Source organism: Acrocarpospora corrugata (assembly GCF_009687845.1).
In the GTDB taxonomy this organism is placed as follows: domain Bacteria; phylum Actinomycetota; class Actinomycetes; order Streptosporangiales; family Streptosporangiaceae; genus Acrocarpospora; species Acrocarpospora corrugata.
In genome coordinates this window covers 43,769-62,489 of record NZ_BLAD01000086.1, presented here as the reverse complement: position 1 = coordinate 62,489, position 18,721 = coordinate 43,769, and the positions used below count along the sequence as shown (strand labels likewise).

Here is an 18,721-nt window from a genome sequence, read left to right as displayed (position 1 = left end):
CCCGGCGGACTCCAGTGCCTCGCTCGTCGGGAGCACCCGGGCCACCAGTTCGGAGGCGAAGGCGCCTGAGGTGTAGGGGAAGTTCCCGGTGTTGACCGCCGCCCCGCGGAACAGGAACATCGTCCAGATCACGTTGAAGATCATGAACAGGATCAGCCAGGCACCGCCCAGGTGCGAACCGGAGAACCGGGAGTCGCGGCCCAGCTTCTTCGGCGAGTTCCTGACGCGGATCACCGCGAACGCGATCAGACCGACCAGCGCCGCAACCGCGATGAAGTCCTGCAGGAACCCGAGAACCGGCCACGTCCCGACGACCGGGATGCGGAAATCGAGCTCACCAGTGATCGCCCCCTGGATGAGAACCCCGTAAGCCTCCAGGTAGACGGTGGCCAGGATGAAGAAGGCCCACATCACGAAGGTGTGCGCGACCCCGGAGGGCGTCCACTTCAGCAGCTTCCGCTGTCCCAGGACCTCCACAAGCTGGGCTTTGAGCTCGGCGCGCACGTGCTCCCTGGCGTACACGATCCGCTCGGGGGCGGGCTGGCCGACGGTGGCCAGCCGGTAGAGGAACAACGCACGGCGGCCCGCCAGGGCAACGACCGCCACGGTCGCAACGAGTGCGACCAACGTTACCCAGAGCACGGACCCTCCCACAATCTGAACGGCATTCACTGTGCGGACGATGATCGACGGTGGGCGCGGCAGGCCAGCACAGATGGGCCCATTTGGGCCGATTTCAGCTAAACACGCTGCTGGAACGATGGTCAACAGAGCGGGCCGAAGACTGTCGCCCCGTTGCGCCAATGTGACGATGCTGTGTCCATTGACGCACATCGCACCGACATGTTTAATGTGCGCTGAATGGGATTCAGTTACAGAATCTCGTTCTAGGCTCTTAGAGGCACAGGAGGTGCCGTTGTGCTCACGTTGCTCACTGATGAGCAGCAGATGCTCAAAGAGGTGGCCGGTGAGATCGCCGGCTCGGCGGGTCTGGCGAATCCCAGCGACCTGACCAGCCGAAACTGGGCCGCGACCTGGCAGTCGCTGGCCCAGTCGGGCCTGCTGGCGCTGCGGACGCGGGACGAGGACGGAAGCCCGGTCGGGTCCGGCGTCGAGGTCGCGGTCGTGGCCGAGGCAATGGGCGCCGGCCTCGTGCCCGTCCCCTATCTCGGCTCCGCCATTCTCGCCACGGAGTTGCTGTGCCTGGCCGGCGCCGACGACGACGCCGCCAGACTGGCCGAAGGAACCGCACGCGCCGGTGTCCTACTAAATCGTGACCTATCCGGGCTGGCCAGGTTCCCTGCGGACGGCATGGTGTACGGCTGGGACGTCGACGGAGCCGAGGAGGCGCTGGCCCTCACCGACTCCCCGGAGGGCCCCCGGGTCGTCCGGGTGTCGCTGGCCGACGGGTTCGTCCCGGCGGTGAGCGCCGACCTCACCCGGCGACTGCTCCGCTCCGACGGCCCGATCGACCCGGCGCGCCTGACCACCGTGGGCCGCCCGCTGACACCCGAGGACCTGCTCCGCTGGGAGGCCCTCGCGCTCGCCGCGGTCTGCGCCGACGTCGTGGGCGTCATGCGCTCCGCGCTGGCCAAGGCCATCGCGTACGCCAAGGAACGCGTGCAGTACGGCGTCCTCATCGGCTCCTTCCAGGCGATCCAGCACATGTGCGCCGAGGCGTACGTAGCCGCGGAGGCGGCGGCGAGCGCCACCAGCTACGCCGCGTGGGCGGTAGACGCGCTCGACCCGGCGGACGCGCTGCTGGCCGGGTGGACGGCGAAGGCGCAATGCGCGGCGGTCGCGCGGGATGTGACGGAGACGGTCATGCAGGTGTTCGGCGGCATCGGCCAGACCTACGAGCACATCGCCCACGTGCACACCCGCCGCGCGCTGATGGACAGCCTGGTCTTCGGCGACGAGAACGCCCTGTTGCTCCGGATCGCCGACGTTCGACTGACGGGAGAGTGACATGGACTACCGCGACACCCCTGAGGAGGCGGGGTTCCGCGCGGACCTGCGCCAGTGGCTGGCCGACCACATACCGGCCGGCTGGGACAAGATCGAGGACGAGCAGGAGGCGGTCGCGCTCCGCAAGGGCTGGCACCGAACGCTCTACCAGGCCGGATACGTCGGCCTGAGCTGGCCGGTGGAGTACGGCGGGCGCGGGCTCAGCCCGGTCTACGACGCGATACTCAACGAAGAGTCGGGCAACCTGAACGCTCCGCCGCTGCCCTCGGTCGGCTACATCGGTAGAGCGATCTTCACCTACGCCTCCGAGGAGCAGAAGCAGCGCTTCCTGCCTCCGCTGCTCTCCGGCGACACGCAGTGGTGTCAGGGTTTCAGCGAGCCGGAGGCGGGTTCCGACCTGGCCTCGCTGCGCACGTCGGCGCGGCTCGACGGGGACCACTACGTGGTGAACGGCCAGAAGATGTGGACCAGCGGCGGCCAGTACGCCGACTGGTGCCTGCTGCTGGCCCGCACCGACCCCGACGTCCCCAAGCACAAGGGAATCTCAGCCTTCCTGGTCTCGGTCAAGGAGCCGGGGGTCACGGTGCGCCCCATCGTGATCGCCAGCGGGGAGGCGGAGACCGCCGAGGTCTTCTGGGACGACGTGCGGATTCCGGTGCATCAGCGGCTGGGCGCGCCCGGCGAAGGCTGGCGCATCGCCATGACCACGGTTTCCTACGAGCGCGGGCCCGCGGATATCGGCTTCATCGCGGCGTACCGCCGCACTCTCCGCAAGGTGGAACATCTCGCGGCCGAACGCGGGCTGCTTGAGCAGCCGGAATGGCGCAAGAAACTGGCCCGCGCCTACGTGCAGGGTGAGGTGCTGCGCCTCAACTGCATGGAGCAGCTGTCGTCCCGGGTCTCCGGGCGGCCGCCCGGTCCTGAAGGTTCGGTGGCCAAGCTGCTCTGGGCCGACGCGGAACAGTCCCTCCAGCACCTGGCCATGGACATCCTCGGCGCCGACGAGCTGACCGGCTCCGCCGAGGGCTGGCTCAGCTCCTACTTCACCTCCCGCCCGGTCAGCGTGTACGGCGGGTCCGCCCAGATCCAGAAGAACATCATCGCGCGCATGCTCGACCTGCCGCGCTAGCACGGGTTCCTGACGCCGTCACCTGACCTGACGTCCGTCTCCGCGGTCCTTACCGCCCCTCCACCTCCTGAACAACATTCAGTCGACGGGCACCCCCCGGCTGAGGAGGCTGTAATGAGTTCACGTCCCATCCGCTTCGCCATGATCAGCGCCCTTCTGGTCCTCCCCCTCGCCGCCTGCGGCGACGCCGAGGACTCCGCCTCCGGCGGCGACACCTACATCGTCTACTTCACCGGCGACTACTCCGGCGCCGTCTCGGCCAACAACGCGAGCATCGACGCGGGCATCAAACTCGCCGCCGAGGAGCTCAACGCCAAGGGCGGCATCGACGGCAAGAAGATCGTGGTCGAGACCGCCAACGACCAGAACGATCCGACCAAGGCGGTGAGCCTGCTCCAGCAGCGGCTGGCGAAGGGAACCAAGCCCGACCTCGTCTACCCGGGCAGTTCCAGCGCGGTCTCACTGTCCCTCCTGCCGATTCTGACCCGGCAGAAGATCATCTCCGTCGGCGGCACGGTGAGCGGGCTGCTGAACGACCCCGCCAAGTTCCCCTACCACTTCGGCATCTCCTCGCCCGGCAAGGACTACGCACCCGCGCTGATCAAGATCGCCCAGGAGAAGGGCTACCAGAAGATCGGCATGCTGTACGCCAACGACGCGACCGGCCAGAGCTCGGCGGCGATCTACAAGGCCGCGGTCGAGGCCGCCGGCATGACCTTCGTCGAGGCGCGGTTCGAGTCCACCGCGCTGGACATGACCTCCCAGCTCAACCAGCTCAAGGCGGAGAGCCCGGACGCCCTGGTGCTCAACGGGTACGGAACCGCCGCCCTGTACGCGATGCGCAGCCGGGCCCAGATCGGCTGGGACATCCCGACCTACTGCGACCAGCTCTCCTCGGGCTACCCGTACCTGAAGAACCTCAGGGAGGACGAGCTCCAGAACGTCAACGTGGTCATCTCCACGGTGACCCTGGCCACCAGCGAACGCCACCCCGGCCTGGACGCCTTCATCGCGAAGGTCAAGGCGGGCCCGGCCGGCAAGGAGATCACCACCACCGGCTGGGGCCTCTACGCCACCGGGCACGACTCGCTCGCGCTGGCCTCGTACGCGGCCCAGCAGGCCAAGTCCACCGACCCCGACAAGGTCAAGGCGGCGATGGAGAGCCTGGCCAAGCCGACCGGCACGCCGCCGTGGTTCTACGCGGGACCCAAGGGCGACCTGGTGTCCTTCTCCTACTCCGCGACCAACCACTTCCCGACCACCAGCGAATCCACCTTCCAGTACGTCGGGCCCGGCGGTTACAGCACCGAGGGCTTCTACACCTCCGGCAAGGCGTGAGACGACGATGACGACGGTATGGGCCGGGCTGGCGACGGGCGCCATCTACTCTCTGGTCGCCATCGGGTACAACGTGGTGCTCCTCGCCTCCGGCACGTTCAACTTCGCCCACGCGCAGCTGCTGATGATCGGAACGTTCCTGGCGTACACCGGCGCGGTCACGCTCGGCCTGCCGGTCGTGCCCGCCGTGCTGCTGGCCGCGGCCGGCGTGGGGGCGCTCGCGCTGCTGGAGGAGCGGACCGCGATCCGGCCGCTCCTCGGCCGGTCGGACGCGCACGGGGCCCTGATCACCACGGTCGGCGCGGCGACGATCCTGGACGGACTGGCGGCGGCCCTCTGGGGCCGCCAGCCCCTCACCGTGCCGTCCGGCCTGCCGGACCGTCCGCTGGAACTGCTCGGCGGAACGGTCCGGCCGGTCGACCTGGTGCTGATCGGGCTCACCCTGCTGGTCGGCGTCGGGCTGCACCTGTGGTCGCGCCACTCGCTGATCGGCCTGGCCTCGCTCGCCTCGGCGGAGGACCGTGATGCCGCCTCGGCGCGCGGCATCAACGTCCGGCTGCTGGGTGTCGGGGCCTTCGTCCTGGCCGGTCTGATCGCCGGGGCGTTCGGGCTGCTGGTCGGGGCGCGCACCTACGCGGTGTTCAACCTGGGGCACGCGCTGGCGCTGTTCGGTTTCGTGGCGATCGCGATCGGCGGCGCGGGCAGCCAGCTCGGCGGGCTGATCGGCGGGTTCGCCACCGGGCTCATCTACGCGTTCGCCGCGCGCTACGTCGGTGAGGCGTACCCGCAGCTGGTGGTGTTCGCCGTGTTCCTGCTGATCCTGTTCCTGCGACCGCGCGGCCTGTTCGGCACCGCGCTCGAACGGCGGGTGTGACCATGACCCTTCTCGCCCGGTTCCGTCCGCTCAGCCCCCTGCTGGCTGTGGCGCTGCTGATGGCCGCGCCGGGGCTCGGCCTGATCAACGCCTACTGGTCGCGCACGGTCATGCTGATCGCGATCCTGAGCCTGCTGGTCAGCGGCCTGAACGTGGTCCTCGGCTACGCGGGAGAGCTGGCCATGGGGCAGGTCGCCCTGTACGCGGTCGGCGCGTACGTGGCCGGCTACCTCGGGGTCCAGTTCGGCGCCACCAATGTGCTGCTGGCGCTGGGGGCCGCCACCCTCGCGGCGGTCCTGGTCGGGCTGGTGACGGGGATACCCGGGCTCCGGCTGGGCGGCTGGTCGCTGGCGATGGTGACGTTCTTCCTGGTCATCCTGGTGCCGAACACGATCGACATCCTGCACGATTTCACCGGCGGCACGCTCGGCCTGGCGGCGGCGGTCCCGACGCTGTTCGGGATGGAGATCACCGGCACCCGGTTGTACGTGTTCATCCTCGCCGTCACCGCCGTGTGGTTCGCGATCGCCCGCAACCTGCTGCGGTCCCGGCACGGCGACGTGTTCCTCGTCCTGCGGCAGAGCCCGATCCTGGCCTCCACGCTCGGGGTGTCGGTGTATCGGCTGAAGCTGCTGGCGTACGTGATCGGCGCGATCCCGGCGGCCCTCGCCGGGGCGCTGTTCTCGATGATCGACGGGTTCATCGCGCCGGAGACGTTCACCTTCGCCCTGGCGCTCAGCGTGCTGGCCGCCTCGGTGGTGGGCGGCGCGACCTCCGTGTACGGCGCCATCGCCGGCGCGGCGGTGCTGCAGATCGGCCAGCAGACGTTCACCCAGTTCCAGGACTGGCAGCTGGTCATCTACGGAACGTTCCTGCTGGTGGCCGGTGTGCTCTTCAACCGGGGGCTGGCCGGTCTCGCCCATGACGCGCTGGCCGCGGCCCGCCGCAGGGGCCTGCTGCCGGCCCGGCCGGTGTCGGCCGCGCTGGCCGTACCGGTCGAACCGGAAGCCGAGCTTGACCGGTTGGACGGCGCGGTGCTGCGCACCGAGGGGCTGAGCAAGTCCTTCGGCGGGAACGCGGCGCTGCGGGAGGTGTCGATCGAGGCCAAACCCGGTGAGGTGACGGCGCTGATCGGCCCCAACGGGTCGGGCAAGACCACGCTGCTCAACCTGATCTGCGGCTTCTACAAGCCGTCGGGCGGCTCGCTGCTGCTCGACGACGACGAGATCGCCGGGCGCGCGCCCTACCGGATCGCGCGGCTGGGCGTCACCCGCACCTTCCAGACCCCGCTGATCCCCAAGGACATGACCACGCTGGCGTTCGTCGCCACCGGCAGGTACACCAGCCACCGCGTGGGCATCGCGGCGGCGGTGCTGCGGCTGCCCGCGTTCCGGCGCGGGTACGCGGCCGACACCGCGGAGTCGTTGCGGCTGCTGCGCTGGCTGGGCATCGAGGACCTGGCCGACCAGCAGGTCGACTCGCTCGCGCTGGGCACGCGCCGGCTGGTCGAGGCGGCGCGGGCGCTCGCGTCCGGGCCCCGGGTCTTCCTGTTCGACGAGGTGGGCTCCGGGCTCGACGAGAGCGACCTGGTGGTGCTGGAACGGGTGATCGGCGCGATCCGCCGGGCCGGCGGCACCGTGATCCTGGTCGAGCACAACTTCCCGCTGGTGCTCAAGCTGGCCGACCGCATCCACGTGCTCAGCCAGGGACAGCTCATCGCCTCCGGCACCCCTGCGGAGATCCAGTCCGACCGCCGGGTGCTCGCGGAGTACACCGGCGCGACGGACGAGCAGGCCGAGACCGCCACCACGAAGGGAGCGCAGTGATGCTGACGGTCACCGGGATAACCGGCGGGTACGGAGATCTGCGCGTGTTGTGGGGCGTGGACGCGCGGGTGGGCGCCGGGAAGATCACTGTGGTGCTCGGCCGGAACGGCGCGGGGAAGACCTCGCTGCTCAGCGCGATCGCCGGGCTGCTGCCCACGGTCAGCGAGGGCACGGTCGAACTGGCCGGGCAGGACCTCAGCGGGACCCGCGCGCACCGGCGGATCCGGGCCGGGCTGGCCCTGGTCCAGGAGAACAAGCGGGTCTTCCGCGGCCGGTCGGTCGAGGAGAACCTGCTGCTCGGCGGTTACACGATCCCGGGCCGGGGGCTGCGCGCCACGGCCAGGCGCGAGGCGCTGGAACAGGCGTACGAGCGGTTCCCGATGTTGCGGGAGCGGCGCAGGATCCCGGCGGGCAGCCTGTCGGGCGGGCAGCAGCAGATGCTCGCGATCGGCCAGGCCCTGATGCCGGGCCCCAAGCTGCTGATGCTGGACGAGCCCTCCGCGGGTCTCGCGCCGTCCATCGTCAACGAGGTTCTCGGGATGGTGGCCGCGCTGCGCGAGGAAGGGCTGTCCATCCTGCTGGTCGAGCAGCGGGTGGAGCACGCGCTGGCGATCGCCGACGACGTCGCGGTGATGGAGAACGGGCGGATCATCGCCGCCGGACCCAAGGCCGAGTTCGACGACGGCGCGCTGATCCGCGAGGTCTACCTGGGCCGGACGGGCGAGCAGATGAACACGGGCAATCGGTGAAAGGAACCATAGAGATGCTGTTGAAGGACAAGGTGGCCGTGGTCACCGGGGCGGCGCAGGGCATCGGCCGCGCGATCGCCGAGACCTACGCCCGGGAGGGCGCACGGGTGGCCGTCGTGGACGTGCAGAAGGAGGGCGCCGACGAGGTGGCCGCCGCGATCCGCGACGCGGGCGGGGAAGCGCTCGCGGTGACCTGCGACGTGTCCAGCCGGGTGGCGGTGAACCAGGCGGCCGGGCTGGTCAAGGAGGCGTACGGGCCGATCGACGTGCTGGTGAACAACGCGGGCATCACCCGCCCGGCGATGCTGCACAAGATGACAGACGAGGAGTGGGACCGGGTCCTGGCGGTGCACCTGTCCGGGTCGTTCTACTGGCTGCAGGCCGTGGTGCACGACATGATCGCGCAGGAGAGCGGGCGGATCATCTTCAGCTCCTCCTCGACGGCGCAGAACGGATCAATCGGGCAGATCAACTACGCGGCGGCCAAGTCCGGGATGCTCGGCATGGTCCGCAGCGCGGCCCGCGAGCTCGGCCGCTACAACATCCTGGTCAACGCGGTGGCGCCGGCGGCGGCGACCGAGATGACGCTGAAGGTGCGCACCGACCCGCGCTTCGCCGACGCCGTCAAGCGCCTGCCGCTGCGCCGGCACGCGGAGCCTGAGGAGATCGCGCCGACCTACGTGTATCTCGCCTCGGACGCCTCCAGCTACGTCACCGGTCAGGTGATCTCGGTGGACGGCGGCGGAATGATGGTGCGCTGACATGGCGTCTCGTCCGCTCGACGGCATTCGAGTGGTGACTTTCGCCCAGCTCTACCAGGGGCCGTACGCGACCATGCTGCTCGCCGATCTCGGCGCGGACGTGATCACGGTCGAGCGGCCGGGGACCGGCGATCCCGCCCGGGCCCAGGGCGCTCTGTTCACCGCGCTCAACCGGGGCAAGCGCTCGGTGACGCTGGATCTCAAGCAGCCGGCCGATCAGGAGGCGGCGCGGCGACTCGTCCGCACCGCGGACGTGCTGTTCGAGGCGTACCGGCCGGGCACGATGGCCCGGTACGGCCTCGGGTACGCCGAGTTGAGCGCCGGCAACCCCGGGCTGGTCTACGTGTCCGTCTCCGGGTTCGGGCAGGACGGTCCTTACCGTGACAGGGCCGGCCACGACCTGATGTACCAGGCGGCGGCCGGGCTGGTGGCCGGGCTCTGCGACCAGCGGGGGACCGCCTTCCCGCCGCCCGACCTGGAGGCCGGAGCCATCATCGGAACCCTCTACGCGGCGCTGGGCGCGCTGACCGGCCTGATCGGCAGGACCGCCACCGGGCACGGCACCCACGTCGACATGTCCACCCACGAGGCTTTGCTGGCCGCGCAGACGCTCCGGTTCGAGCCGGTGCTCACCGCGTCGCCCGCCCCCGCGCCGGGCCGCGAACCCGGGTACGGGCTCTACCGCTGCGCGGACGGCCTGCTGATCGCGCTGGGCATCGGCTTCGAGGACCACTTCTGGGACCTGCTGTGCCGGGCGACCGGGCTGGCCGGCTACGAGCGCCTGGACCAGGCCGAACGCCTGGCCGAGAGCGACCTGCTGGTCGGCGAGCTGGCCCGGGTGCTGGCCACCCGCACGCGCGCCGACTGGCAGGAGAGATTCGACCGCGCCGGAGTGCCCGCGGGCCCGGTCCACCGGCTCGGCGAGGCACTCGACGATCCGCACGTCACGGCGCGGGACGTGGTCCGGACGCTCTCCGGGCCCGAACCGCGGCGTTACGTGCGCCAGCCGCTGCGCCTGAGCGCCTACCCCGCGCACGACCCCGGCCCGCCGCCGCTCCTGGGCCAGCACACCGCTTCGATCCTGCAAGAACTGGACGCGCCGGCCGCGTCCAGAGGAGGCAACTGACATGACCGCATCCCGGCCGCCCCTCGACCGGCTTCTCTCGCCCCGCTCGATCGCGATGGTGGGCGCGTCCAACAGCCCGACCCGCATCGGCGGGACCGTCTTCGCCAACCTGGCCCGCGCCTTCCCCGGCGACGTCCACCCGATCCACCCCAGGGACGAGATCGTCCAGGGCCGTCCGGCCTTCCGCACCGTCGGCGACCTGCCAGAACCGGTGGACCTGGCGGTGATCGCGGTGCCCGCCGCGGCCGTGGTCGACGTGGTCGCGGAGTGCGCCGCCAAGGGCATCGGCGGCGCGACCGTCATCACCTCCGGGTTCGCCGAGGCCGGGCCGGAGGGACGCGCCCTGCAGGACCGCCTCACCCAGGTGTCGCTGGAGACCGGCATCCGCGTCATCGGCCCCAACTGCATCGGATACATGAACGCCCACGACGGCGTGATGGCCAACTTCATGGTCACCGTGGACGAGCCGCTGCCCCAGCCGGGGCCGGTCGCGCTGGTCTCCCAGAGCGGCGGCTTCGGCTCGTACATCACCAACAAGGCGGTGCTGGCCGGGCTGCGACTGGGCTGGTTCGTCTCCACCGGCAACGAGGCCGACGTGAACGTGGCGGGCGTGCTGCGCCACCTGGTGGAGCGGCCCGAGGTGGGAGTGCTCCTGTCGTTCGTCGAGACGCTGCGCGACCCCGAGGTCTTCATCGACACGGCACGCCGCGCCGCCGAACTGGACAAGCCGCTGATCCTGTTGAAGGCCGGCCGGTCCGAGGAGGCCGCGCGGGCGGCGATGAGCCACACCGCCTCCATCGTCGGCTCGGCCCAGGTCCTGGACGCGATCTGCCACCAGTACGGCGTCTTCGTCGCCTCCACCATGGAGGAACTGCTCGACCTGGGCACCATCTTCCAGGACGGCCGCCGCGCCCGCGGGAACCGGGTGATCGTGATGACCGCCTCCGGCGGCGCCGGGGTGCTGCTCGCCGACGAGGCGGGGCAGAGCGGGCTGTCGGTGCCGGTGCTCCCCGAGGAGGAGCAGCGGCGGCTCGTCTCCGACATGCCGGTGCCGTTCTACGGCAGCGCCGCCAACCCGGTGGACACGACCGCGCAGACCACCGCGATGCCCGACGCGTACCGCAAGGTGCTCTTCTCGGTCGCCGCCAGCCCGTCCGCCGACCTGCTGGCCGCGGTCACCTGGGCACGGCCTGGCCCGGCCAACGACGCGATCGTGGAGATGTACCAGAGCACCGACAAGCCGGTCGCGATCCTGTCCACCGCGTGGAGCGACCAGTTCCAGCAGGCCGGCGTGCCCACCTACACCGATCCGCGCCGGGCGATGACCGCGCTGGCCGCGCTGGTCCGGCACTCCGACCGGCGCCCGGCCGGCTCCGCGCGGTTCACCCCTGACGCGGACCGGGCGCGGGCCGTGCGCGAGCTGATCCCCGGCGATCAGAGCACACTGCTGGAGTCGACCGGCAAGGACATCCTCGCCCGGTACGGCGTGCCCGTCACCCGCGAGGAACTGGTGACCGACGCGGACGGCGCGGCCGAGGCGGCCCAGCGCGTCGGCGGTCCCGTGGCGCTCAAGGTGATGTCCTACCAGCTCCCGCACAAGTCCGACGCGGGCGCGATCCGGCTCGGCCTTCGCGGCCCCGACGCGGTCCGGGAGGCGTACGCGGACATGCTCGCCGAGGTCGCGGTGCGCGCGCCGGACGCGGTGATCGAGGGGGTGCTGGTCCAGCAGATGGCGCCCGCCCGGCTGGAACTGACCTGCGGCGTCCAGCGTGACCCGGTCTTCGGGCCGATGGTCGCGATCGGACTCGGCGGGGTGCTGGTGGAGGTGCTCAGCGAGGCCGCGCTGCTCCGCCCGCCGTTCGACGTGGCCGACGCCGTGGCGGCGCTGGGCGGGCTGCTCGGCGGGCGGCTGGTCTCGGGGCGGCGCGGCCTGTCCGAGGCCGAATGCGAGGCCGCGGCCCAGGTGATGGTCGCCCTCGGCGAGCTGGCGCTGGAGCTGGACGAGGTGACCGAGGTCGACGTGAACCCGCTGCGCGTCGCCGACGGCGCGGTGCTGGCGGCCGACGCGCTGATCGTGGTGCGGCGTGACTGACCGCAGCGGGCTGGTCGGGCACACCTACCCGCACTACACGGTCCGGGTGGAGCACGGCAAGGTGCGCGAATTCGCACTCGCCGTCAAGGACGACGACCCGGTGTACGCGGACGAGGCGGGGCGGCTGCCCGCACCGCCGACGTTCTCCGCCGTGACCTCCCACTGGCTGCCGCGCGAGCGCGCCGACGTGCTCGGACTGGACCTGCGCAGGGTCCTGGCGGGCGGCGCCGAGTGGGAGTACCTGGGGGAGATCGTCGCCGGCGACGTGCTGACCGTGCGGGCGCACATCGCCGAGGTGTCGGAGAAGACCGGGAGCAGGGGCCCGATGACGCTGGTCGTCACCGAGCACGAATTCGTCAATCAGCGTGAGGAGACGGTGTTGCGACTCCGGAGCACAGTGATCGAACTGGGGGAACGATGAGCGAGAGCGCGCCGCCGCCCGCCCCCGTGCGCAGGGTCGGGCCGCTGACGCGTACCGATTTCGTCAGGTACGCGGGGGCCGGCGGCGACTTCAATCCGATCCACCACGACGAGACCTTCGCCGTCGCCGCCGGTTACCCCTCGGTATTCGGGCACGGGCTGCTCACGGCCGGCATTCTCGGCGGGTTCGCCGCGTCCTGGCTCGGCCGCCGCAACCTGCGCCGTTTCACCGTGCGCTACGTGGATCAGGTCTGGCCGGGAGACACGCTCGTGCTCAGCGGCGAGGTGCTGCGCAGCGCGCCCGGCGAGGTCGAGGTGGGACTCCTGGTGCACAGCGAAGCCGAAGGACGGGAACCCAGGCTGGTCCTGCGCGGCGACGCGACGGCGGTCTACCCCGTTTCCGGGGGAGGTGCGTCATGACCCCGCATCGCGAGTACACCGATCGGCTCGCCGCGGGCGAGGTGGCCTTCCAGCGGTGCGACGACTGCCGGGCGGCGGTGTTCCAGCCCCGGGTGCTGTGTCCCGCATGCGGATCCACGCGGCTGACCTGGGGACAAAGCGCGGGGTTGGGGACCGTCTACTCGGTCAGTGTGCTGTCCCCGCGCGACGGCCGGCCGTATTCGGTGGCCCTGATCGACCTCGACGAAGGGTTCCGCATGATGAGCACAGTCGTGGGGATGCCCGCAGGGGACGTCCGGATCGGGATGCGGGTGCGGGCCCAGGTCGACCAGGTCGACCAGGTCGACCAGGCCCGGGTCGAGTTCCTCGCGGACAGGTCATGAGCGGGCCCGATCTGCGGGGCGCCGCGGCGATCGTGGGAGTCGCCGAATCCGACCTCGGCGAGGTCGGTCAGGACAGATACGCCATCGAGCTCGCCGCGCAGGCGAGCGTGGCCGCCCTGGCCGAGGCGGGGCTGACCACCCGGGACGTGGACGGGCTGTTCTGCGCCATCGCGGGGCGCGGCATGGCACCGCTCGACGTGGCCGAATACCTGGGCGTCCGCCCCCGGTACACCGACGGCACGATGGTGGGCGGCAGCTCGTTCGTCTCGCACCTGCACCACGCGGCGCTGGCCGTCGCGGCGGGCGCGTGCGACGTCGCCCTGATCGCCTACGGAAGCACGGCCCGCTCGGACAGCGGGCGTGGCAGGCTGCCCACCGGCCCGCCCGAGCTGCCCTCCTACGAGGCCGCCTACCGGCCGCGCATGCCCGTCACCGGGTACGCGCTGGCGGCGGCCCGCCACATGTACCAGTACGGCACCACCCGCACCCAGCTCGCCGAGGTGGCGGTCGCCGCCCGCCGGTGGGCGATGCTCAACCCGAAGGCGTTCGCCCGCGATCCGCTCACGATCGAGGACGTGCTCGCCAGCCGCGTCATCTCCAGCCCGCTGTCGGCGCTGGACTGCTGCCTGGTCACCGACGGCGGCGGCGCGGTGGTGGTGACCAGGGCCGACCGGGCCAGGGATCTCCCCCGCCCCCCGGTGTACCTGCTCGGCGCGGGCGAGGCGCACTGGCATCGCACGATCGCGCAGATGCCCGACCTCACCGTCACCGCCGCGACCGAGTCCTCGGCTCGCGCGTACGCGATGGCGAAACTCGGCCCGGCGGACGTCGACGTCGTGGAGCTCTACGACGCCTTCACCATCAACACCATCCTGTTCCTGGAAGACCTGGGCTTCTGCGCGAAGGGCGAAGGCGGCGACTTCGTGTCCGGCGGGCGAATCGCCCCCGGCGGGGTGCTGCCCGTCAACACCAACGGCGGCGGGCTGTCCTACTGCCATCCCGGCATGTACGGCATCTTCACCCTCATCGAGGCGACCCGCCAGATCCGCGGCGAGGCGGGCGAACGGCAGCAGCCCGGGGTGACGGTCGCCCTCGCCCACGGCAACGGCGGCCAGCTCTCCAGCCAGGTGACCGCGATCCTCGGGTCGGAGGCGAGCCTGTGAACACCGTGCTGACCGAGCGGGACGGCGCGGTGCTGATCGTGACCCTCAACCGCCCCGACAAGCTCAACGCCCTGGACACCGACACCCTGTACGCGCTGGCCGACGCCTGGCAGGAGGCCGCCGACCCGCAGGTCCGGGCGGTCGTCGTCACCGGCAACGGGCGGGGATTCTGCGCCGGCGCCGACCTGCGCGCGGCCAGTTCCGCACCGGGCAGGAGCGGGCTCCGGCACACCTACCACCCGCACGTGCTCGCCCTGGCCGCCCTGGAGAAACCCGTGATCGCGGCGGTGAACGGCCCGGCCGCCGGCGCCGGGCTGTCCCTGGCCGCCGCCGCCGACCTGCGGATCGCCGCCGACACGGCCAAGTTCGTCCCGGCCTTCACGGCGGTCGGGCTGGTGCCCGACGCCGGCGGCGCGTACTTCCTGCCGCGCCTGCTCGGCTACGCCCGCGCCTACGAGTGGCTGGCCACCGGCCGGCCGCTCACCGCGGCGCAGGCGCTCGACTGGGGACTCGTCTCCGAAGTGGTGCCCGCCGCCGACCTCATGCCGCACGCCACCCGGCTGGCCCACCAGCTGGCCGGGACGCCGGGCCTCGCCGTGGGGCTCACCAAGCGGCTGCTCGACTACGGCCTCAACCACGGGCTGGCCGAACTGCTGGACGAGGAGGCCCGACTCCAGGCGCTGGCCGTCGCGGCGCCCGGACGGCAGGAGGCCCGCGCCGCCACAGTCCGCCGCCTTTCCGGTACCGAGGAGAACACATGAGTGACTACACGACCCTGCTGCTGACCGTGGACGACGGGCTGGCCACCATCGCGCTGAACCGGCCCGACCGGCTGAACGCCATCGGCGGCGGCCTGGAAACGGACCTGCTGAGGGCGCTGGCCGAGGTCGCGGCGGATCCGTCGGTGCGTGCGGTGCTGCTGCGCGGCGAGGGGCGCGCGTTCTGCGCCGGCGGCGACGTCAAGGACATGGCCGGGCGCGCCGCCGACGAGGTCGGGCCGAGCGCGGCCCAGCAGGTCTACCAGCTGCTGCACGGCCGCGACATCCTGGAGTCCATCCTGTCCGTGCCGCAGCCGATCGTGGCCGCCGTCCAGGGATACGCGATGGGGCTGGGCGCCACGATCGCCCTGTTCTGCGATGTGGTGGTCGCCGCGGAGGACGCCCAGTTCGCCGACACCCACGTCGCGATCGGGCTGGTCGCGGGCGACGGCGGAGCGGTGGCCTGGCCGCTGGCGATGCCGATCGGGGCGGCCCGCTACTACCTGATGACCGGCGACCGGCTCAGCGGGACCGAGGCGGCCCGGCTGGGGCTGGCCTTGCGGGCGGTCCCCGCCGACCAGCTGCTCGCCGAGGCGACCGCCGTCGCGCGCCGGCTGGCCGACGCGGCGCCCCTCGCCGTGCAGGGCACCAAGGCGACCGTCAACAAGATCGTGCGGGAGCGGATGAACCTGGTGCTCGACCTCGGTCTCGTCCTGGAGGGCGCCACCTTCGTCAGCGACGACCACAAGGAGGCGGCCGCCGCGTTCGTGGCCAAGCGCAAGCCCGTCTTCCGGGGGCGGTGACCCATGAAGATCGTCGTCTGCGTCAAGTACGTCCCCGACCCGGCCTCGCAGCCCCGCTTCACCGCCGGCCACACCGTGGACCGCGAGAACGTTCCCGGCCGCCTCTCCGAGCTCGACGAATACGCCGTCGAACAGGCGCTCCGGGTCGTGGACGCGGCACCGGACACCCACGTGACCCACCTGACCGTCGGTCCGCCGCAGGCGGCGGAGGCGCTGCGCCGGGCGCTCGCGATGGGCGGGCACGCGGCGGTGCACGTCAGCGACGACGCGCTCGCCGGTTCCGACGCCTCGGCCACCGCGCTGGTGCTCGCCGCGGCGCTGCGCCGGCTGACCCCCGATCTCGTGCTGTGCGCGATGGCCTCCACGGACGGCGGCACCGCCCTGGTCCCGGCGATGCTCGCCGAGCACCTGGAGCTGCCGCAGCTCACCTTCGCCACCGAGGTGAGCGTGGACGCGGGAACCGTGCGCGTGCGGCGCGAAGCCGTACAGGCGACCGAAGAGCTGGCGGCGGAGCTGCCCGCGCTGGTGTCGGTCACCGACCGCATCGGCGACCCGCGGTATCCGTCCTTCAAAGGGATCATGGCGGCGAAGAAGAAGTCGCTGCAGACCTGGACCCTCGCGGACCTCGGCGTGCCCGCCGACCAGGTCGGGGCGGGCGCCGCCCGCACGGTGGTCGACGAGATCACCGCCCGTCCGCCCCGGGCCGCCGGAACCGCCGTCCAGGACGACGGCGAAGGGGCGTGGCACCTCGCCGAATTCCTGGCCACGAAGAAGTTCATCTGAGAGAGGGATCGTTGTGGCAGGGATATTCGTGCTCGTCGGGCACATCGAGGGACAGGTCGGCAAGCCGAGCCTGGAACTGCTCACGCTGGCCCGCCGCCTCGGCACGCCGATAGCCGTCTGCTCGGGGTCAGCACCGGAGGCACTCGGCCAGTACGGCGCGGAACGGGTGCACGTGATCGAATCTGAGGACATCGGTGCGCACCCGATCGGCTGGGTGCAGGCCCTCGCCGAGCTGGCCGCCGACACGCCGCCGGACGCCGTCCTCACCGAGGCCACCCCCCACGGCCGGGAGATCGCCGCACGTCTGGCCGTCCGGCTGGGCGGCGGCGTGCTCACCGACGCCGTGGACGTCCAGCCGGGCCCTGACGGTCCCGTCGTCACGCAGTGGGCCTTCGCGGCCGGCTTCACCGTCACCGCCAGGGTGGCGCGCGGGGTGCCGATCATCGCGGTCAAACCCAACGCCGTCGTGCCCACGCCGGCCCCGGTCGAGCCGGCCGTCACCCGCGCGCGCCTGGTGCCGGACGAGGCGTCCCTGCGGACCAGGGTCGTCTCCCGCTCGGTCCGGGAGAGCACCGGCCGGCCGGGCCTGACCGAGGCCGACATCGTGGTGTCCGGCGGGCGCGGCCTGGCGGGACCCGAGAACTTCGCCCTGATCGAGAACCTCGCGGACGCCCTCGGCGGCGCGGTCGGCGCGTCCCGGGCGGCCGTCGACGCGGGCTGGTATCCGCACACCCACCAGGTGGGCCAGACCGGAGTCGCCGTCTCACCCCAGCTCTACCTCGCCGTCGGCATCTCCGGCGCCATCCAGCATCGCGCCGGAATGCAGACCAGCAAGACGATCGTGGCGATCAACAAGGACGGCGAGGCGCCCATCTTCGACCTGGCCGACTACGGCGTCGTGGGCGACCTGTTCCAGGTGGTGCCGCGGCTCCTGGACGAGATAGCCAGGCGGCGGGCCTAGTGGGAGGTTTCCGCGAACTGCCGCGCGAGGTCAGGATCCTGACGATCGTCGCGTTCACCGTCGCGGTGGGTTTCGGCATCCAGTCACCGGCGATCCCGGTCTTCGCCGGCGAGTTCGGCGTGGGCAGCGCGGCGATCGGCGCGGTCGTGTCGGCGTTCGCGTTCATGCGCCTGGCCACCGGCCTGCCCGGCGGCCGGCTGGTCAACCGCTTCGGGGAACGCGGGGTGCTCGCCGCCGGCATGGCGCTGCTCGCGGCGACCAGCATCCTCGCGGGCCTGTCCAGCAACTACCCGCAGCTGCTGATCTTCCGGGGGGCCTGCGGCGTCGGTTCCGCGCTGTACACGGTGTCGGCGATGAACCTGCTGCTCCGGGTGACCCCCGAGTCGCACCGGGGCCGGGCGACCGGCTACTTCCAGGGCGGCTACTACCTCGGCACCGTGACCGGCCCCGTGCTGGGCGGGGGCCTGCTCGGCATCTCCCCCCGGCTGCCCTTCTTCGTGTACGGCGTCGCGGTCGCGATCGCGGGCACGATCGCCACCGTCGCGCTGGCCCGCGCCGCCCTGGTCAACAGCCCCGCGACACCGGCGGCCTCCGCAGAAGACCCCCTGTCGGTGTTCGGCGCGCTGCGGCAGCAGTCCTATCGCGCCGCGCTGACCACCAACTTCAGCCTCGGCTGGGCGGTGTTCGGGGTCCGGGTCTCCGTGCTGCCGCTGTTCCTGCTGGCCGTGATCACGACGAACGTGACCTGGGTCGGCGTCGGCCTGGCGCTGGGCGCCATCCTGCAGGCGGTCGCGTTGCCCCTCGCCGGCCGGTCGGCCGACCTGTGGGGCCGCCGCCCGTCACTCGTGGCCGGCCTGAGCCTGGTGCTCGGCAGCCTCATCCTGGTCATCACCTGGCAGACGCTGCCGGGCTACCTGACGGCCTTCGCCCTGATGGGCCTCGGCACCGCCTTCTGCACCACCGGCGGCGCGGCCACCGTGGGCGACGTCGCCAGGGGCCGCGGCGGCACCGTGGTGGCGGGCTACCAGATGACCGCCGATCTCGGCATGACCGTCGGCCCGCTGGTCGCCGGGCAGCTGGCGGCCTCCTTCTCGTACGAGACGGCTTTCGCCGCCACCGCCGCCGTGGTGCTGTGCGCGCTCGTGATGGCCGTGGCGATGCCGTCGCGCTAGCAGTTCGTTAACCATC

Annotated in this window: 18 protein-coding genes and 1 pseudogene; 18 read left to right on the top strand and 1 reads right to left on the bottom strand. The window is 71.7% G+C overall.

All coding sequences use genetic code 11. The features are described from left to right. Nucleotides 1-606: pseudogene (locus Acor_RS33765) on the bottom strand (Fe-S oxidoreductase); the annotation flags it as partial. A gap of 312 nt (nt 607-918) precedes the next feature. On the opposite strand from Acor_RS33765, the gene Acor_RS33760 reads away from it, so the two are divergent. The 18 genes from Acor_RS33760 to Acor_RS33675 all read left to right on the top strand — a co-directional run bounded on the left by Acor_RS33760 (nt 919) and on the right by Acor_RS33675 (nt 18,705). After that, nucleotides 919-1,968: an acyl-CoA dehydrogenase family protein gene (locus tag Acor_RS33760; protein ID WP_155340828.1), complete on the top strand. Its 1,050-nt coding sequence runs from the start codon at nt 919-921 to the stop codon at nt 1,966-1,968. Between the two features lies 1 nt (nt 1,969). Then, complete coding sequence (locus Acor_RS33755; protein WP_155340827.1) at nt 1,970-3,097, top strand: acyl-CoA dehydrogenase family protein; 1,128 nt, start codon at nt 1,970-1,972, stop codon at nt 3,095-3,097. A gap of 114 nt (nt 3,098-3,211) precedes the next feature. Then, entirely contained in the window at nt 3,212-4,435 is a 1,224-nt protein-coding gene (locus Acor_RS33750) for an ABC transporter substrate-binding protein (RefSeq protein ID WP_155340826.1), read from the top strand. A gap of 7 nt (nt 4,436-4,442) precedes the next feature. Beyond that, on the top strand, nt 4,443-5,309 hold the full coding sequence (locus Acor_RS33745; RefSeq protein ID WP_155340825.1) for a branched-chain amino acid ABC transporter permease: 867 nt from the start codon (nt 4,443-4,445) through the stop codon (nt 5,307-5,309). A gap of 2 nt (nt 5,310-5,311) precedes the next feature. Beyond that, on the top strand, nt 5,312-7,135 hold the full coding sequence (locus tag Acor_RS33740) for a branched-chain amino acid ABC transporter ATP-binding protein/permease (protein ID WP_218034637.1): 1,824 nt from the start codon (nt 5,312-5,314) through the stop codon (nt 7,133-7,135). Then, nucleotides 7,135-7,884 (top strand): ABC transporter ATP-binding protein, encoded by a 750-nt coding sequence (locus Acor_RS33735; protein WP_155340824.1) that lies wholly within the window; start codon nt 7,135-7,137, stop codon nt 7,882-7,884. Before Acor_RS33740 ends, Acor_RS33735 begins: the two co-directional genes overlap by 1 nt. 14 nt (nt 7,885-7,898) lie before the next feature. Continuing rightward, nucleotides 7,899-8,645 (top strand): SDR family NAD(P)-dependent oxidoreductase, encoded by a 747-nt coding sequence (locus Acor_RS33730; protein ID WP_155340823.1) that lies wholly within the window; start codon nt 7,899-7,901, stop codon nt 8,643-8,645. A gap of 1 nt (nt 8,646) precedes the next feature. Then, nucleotides 8,647-9,771: a CaiB/BaiF CoA transferase family protein gene (locus tag Acor_RS33725; protein ID WP_155340822.1), complete on the top strand. Its 1,125-nt coding sequence runs from the start codon at nt 8,647-8,649 to the stop codon at nt 9,769-9,771. 1 nt (nt 9,772) lies between these two features. Then, on the top strand, nt 9,773-11,863 hold the full coding sequence (locus Acor_RS33720; RefSeq protein ID WP_155340821.1) for an acetate--CoA ligase family protein: 2,091 nt from the start codon (nt 9,773-9,775) through the stop codon (nt 11,861-11,863). Continuing rightward, nucleotides 11,856-12,284, top strand: a complete 429-nt coding sequence (locus Acor_RS33715; RefSeq protein WP_218034636.1) for an FAS1-like dehydratase domain-containing protein — start codon at nt 11,856-11,858, stop codon at nt 12,282-12,284. The genes Acor_RS33720 and Acor_RS33715 overlap by 8 nt, the downstream gene beginning before the upstream one ends. Then, nucleotides 12,281-12,703, top strand: coding sequence for a MaoC/PaaZ C-terminal domain-containing protein (locus Acor_RS33710; protein WP_155340820.1), 423 nt, complete (start codon nt 12,281-12,283; stop codon nt 12,701-12,703). Before Acor_RS33715 ends, Acor_RS33710 begins: the two co-directional genes overlap by 4 nt. Then, nucleotides 12,700-13,065 (top strand): Zn-ribbon domain-containing OB-fold protein, encoded by a 366-nt coding sequence (locus Acor_RS33705; RefSeq protein ID WP_155340819.1) that lies wholly within the window; start codon nt 12,700-12,702, stop codon nt 13,063-13,065. Before Acor_RS33710 ends, Acor_RS33705 begins: the two co-directional genes overlap by 4 nt. Continuing rightward, nucleotides 13,062-14,228: an acetyl-CoA acetyltransferase gene (locus Acor_RS33700; RefSeq protein ID WP_155340818.1), complete on the top strand. Its 1,167-nt coding sequence runs from the start codon at nt 13,062-13,064 to the stop codon at nt 14,226-14,228. The genes Acor_RS33705 and Acor_RS33700 overlap by 4 nt, the downstream gene beginning before the upstream one ends. After that, the gene (locus Acor_RS33695; RefSeq protein ID WP_155340817.1) at nt 14,225-14,989 is read left to right on the top strand and encodes an enoyl-CoA hydratase/isomerase family protein; all 765 of its coding nucleotides are present in this window, start codon (nt 14,225-14,227) and stop codon (nt 14,987-14,989) included. Before Acor_RS33700 ends, Acor_RS33695 begins: the two co-directional genes overlap by 4 nt. Then, a complete protein-coding gene (locus tag Acor_RS33690) occupies nt 14,986-15,789 on the top strand; it encodes an enoyl-CoA hydratase/isomerase family protein (protein ID WP_155340816.1) in 804 nt (267 codons plus the stop codon). The genes Acor_RS33695 and Acor_RS33690 overlap by 4 nt, the downstream gene beginning before the upstream one ends. Nucleotides 15,790-15,792: 3 nt before the next feature. Then, a complete protein-coding gene (locus Acor_RS33685; protein ID WP_155340815.1) occupies nt 15,793-16,572 on the top strand; it encodes an electron transfer flavoprotein subunit beta/FixA family protein in 780 nt (259 codons plus the stop codon). Between the two features lie 13 nt (nt 16,573-16,585). Next, nucleotides 16,586-17,533, top strand: a complete 948-nt coding sequence (locus Acor_RS33680) for an electron transfer flavoprotein subunit alpha/FixB family protein (RefSeq protein ID WP_155340814.1) — start codon at nt 16,586-16,588, stop codon at nt 17,531-17,533. Further along, the gene (locus Acor_RS33675) at nt 17,533-18,705 is read left to right on the top strand and encodes an MFS transporter (RefSeq protein WP_155340813.1); all 1,173 of its coding nucleotides are present in this window, start codon (nt 17,533-17,535) and stop codon (nt 18,703-18,705) included. Before Acor_RS33680 ends, Acor_RS33675 begins: the two co-directional genes overlap by 1 nt. Nucleotides 18,706-18,721 lie beyond the last annotated feature (16 nt).

Bases quoted from the DNA above. Each gene is read 5' to 3' on its own strand.
- Acor_RS33750 (WP_155340826.1), top strand. From the start codon at position 3,212: ATGAGTTCACGTCCCATCCGCTTCGCCATGATCAGCGCCCTTCTGGTC.
- Acor_RS33705 (WP_155340819.1), top strand. From the start codon at position 12,700: ATGACCCCGCATCGCGAGTACACCGATCGGCTCGCCGCGGGCGAGGTG.
- Acor_RS33700 (WP_155340818.1), top strand. From the start codon at position 13,062: ATGAGCGGGCCCGATCTGCGGGGCGCCGCGGCGATCGTGGGAGTCGCC.
- Acor_RS33685 (WP_155340815.1), top strand. From the start codon at position 15,793: ATGAAGATCGTCGTCTGCGTCAAGTACGTCCCCGACCCGGCCTCGCAG.
- Acor_RS33730 (WP_155340823.1), top strand. From the start codon at position 7,899: ATGCTGTTGAAGGACAAGGTGGCCGTGGTCACCGGGGCGGCGCAGGGC.
- Acor_RS33740 (WP_218034637.1), top strand. From the start codon at position 5,312: ATGACCCTTCTCGCCCGGTTCCGTCCGCTCAGCCCCCTGCTGGCTGTG.
- Acor_RS33720 (WP_155340821.1), top strand. From the start codon at position 9,773: ATGACCGCATCCCGGCCGCCCCTCGACCGGCTTCTCTCGCCCCGCTCG.
- Acor_RS33710 (WP_155340820.1), top strand. From the start codon at position 12,281: ATGAGCGAGAGCGCGCCGCCGCCCGCCCCCGTGCGCAGGGTCGGGCCG.
- Acor_RS33735 (WP_155340824.1), top strand. From the start codon at position 7,135: ATGCTGACGGTCACCGGGATAACCGGCGGGTACGGAGATCTGCGCGTG.
- Acor_RS33755 (WP_155340827.1), top strand. From the start codon at position 1,970: ATGGACTACCGCGACACCCCTGAGGAGGCGGGGTTCCGCGCGGACCTG.
- Acor_RS33745 (WP_155340825.1), top strand. From the start codon at position 4,443: ATGACGACGGTATGGGCCGGGCTGGCGACGGGCGCCATCTACTCTCTG.
- Acor_RS33690 (WP_155340816.1), top strand. From the start codon at position 14,986: ATGAGTGACTACACGACCCTGCTGCTGACCGTGGACGACGGGCTGGCC.
- Acor_RS33725 (WP_155340822.1), top strand. From the start codon at position 8,647: ATGGCGTCTCGTCCGCTCGACGGCATTCGAGTGGTGACTTTCGCCCAG.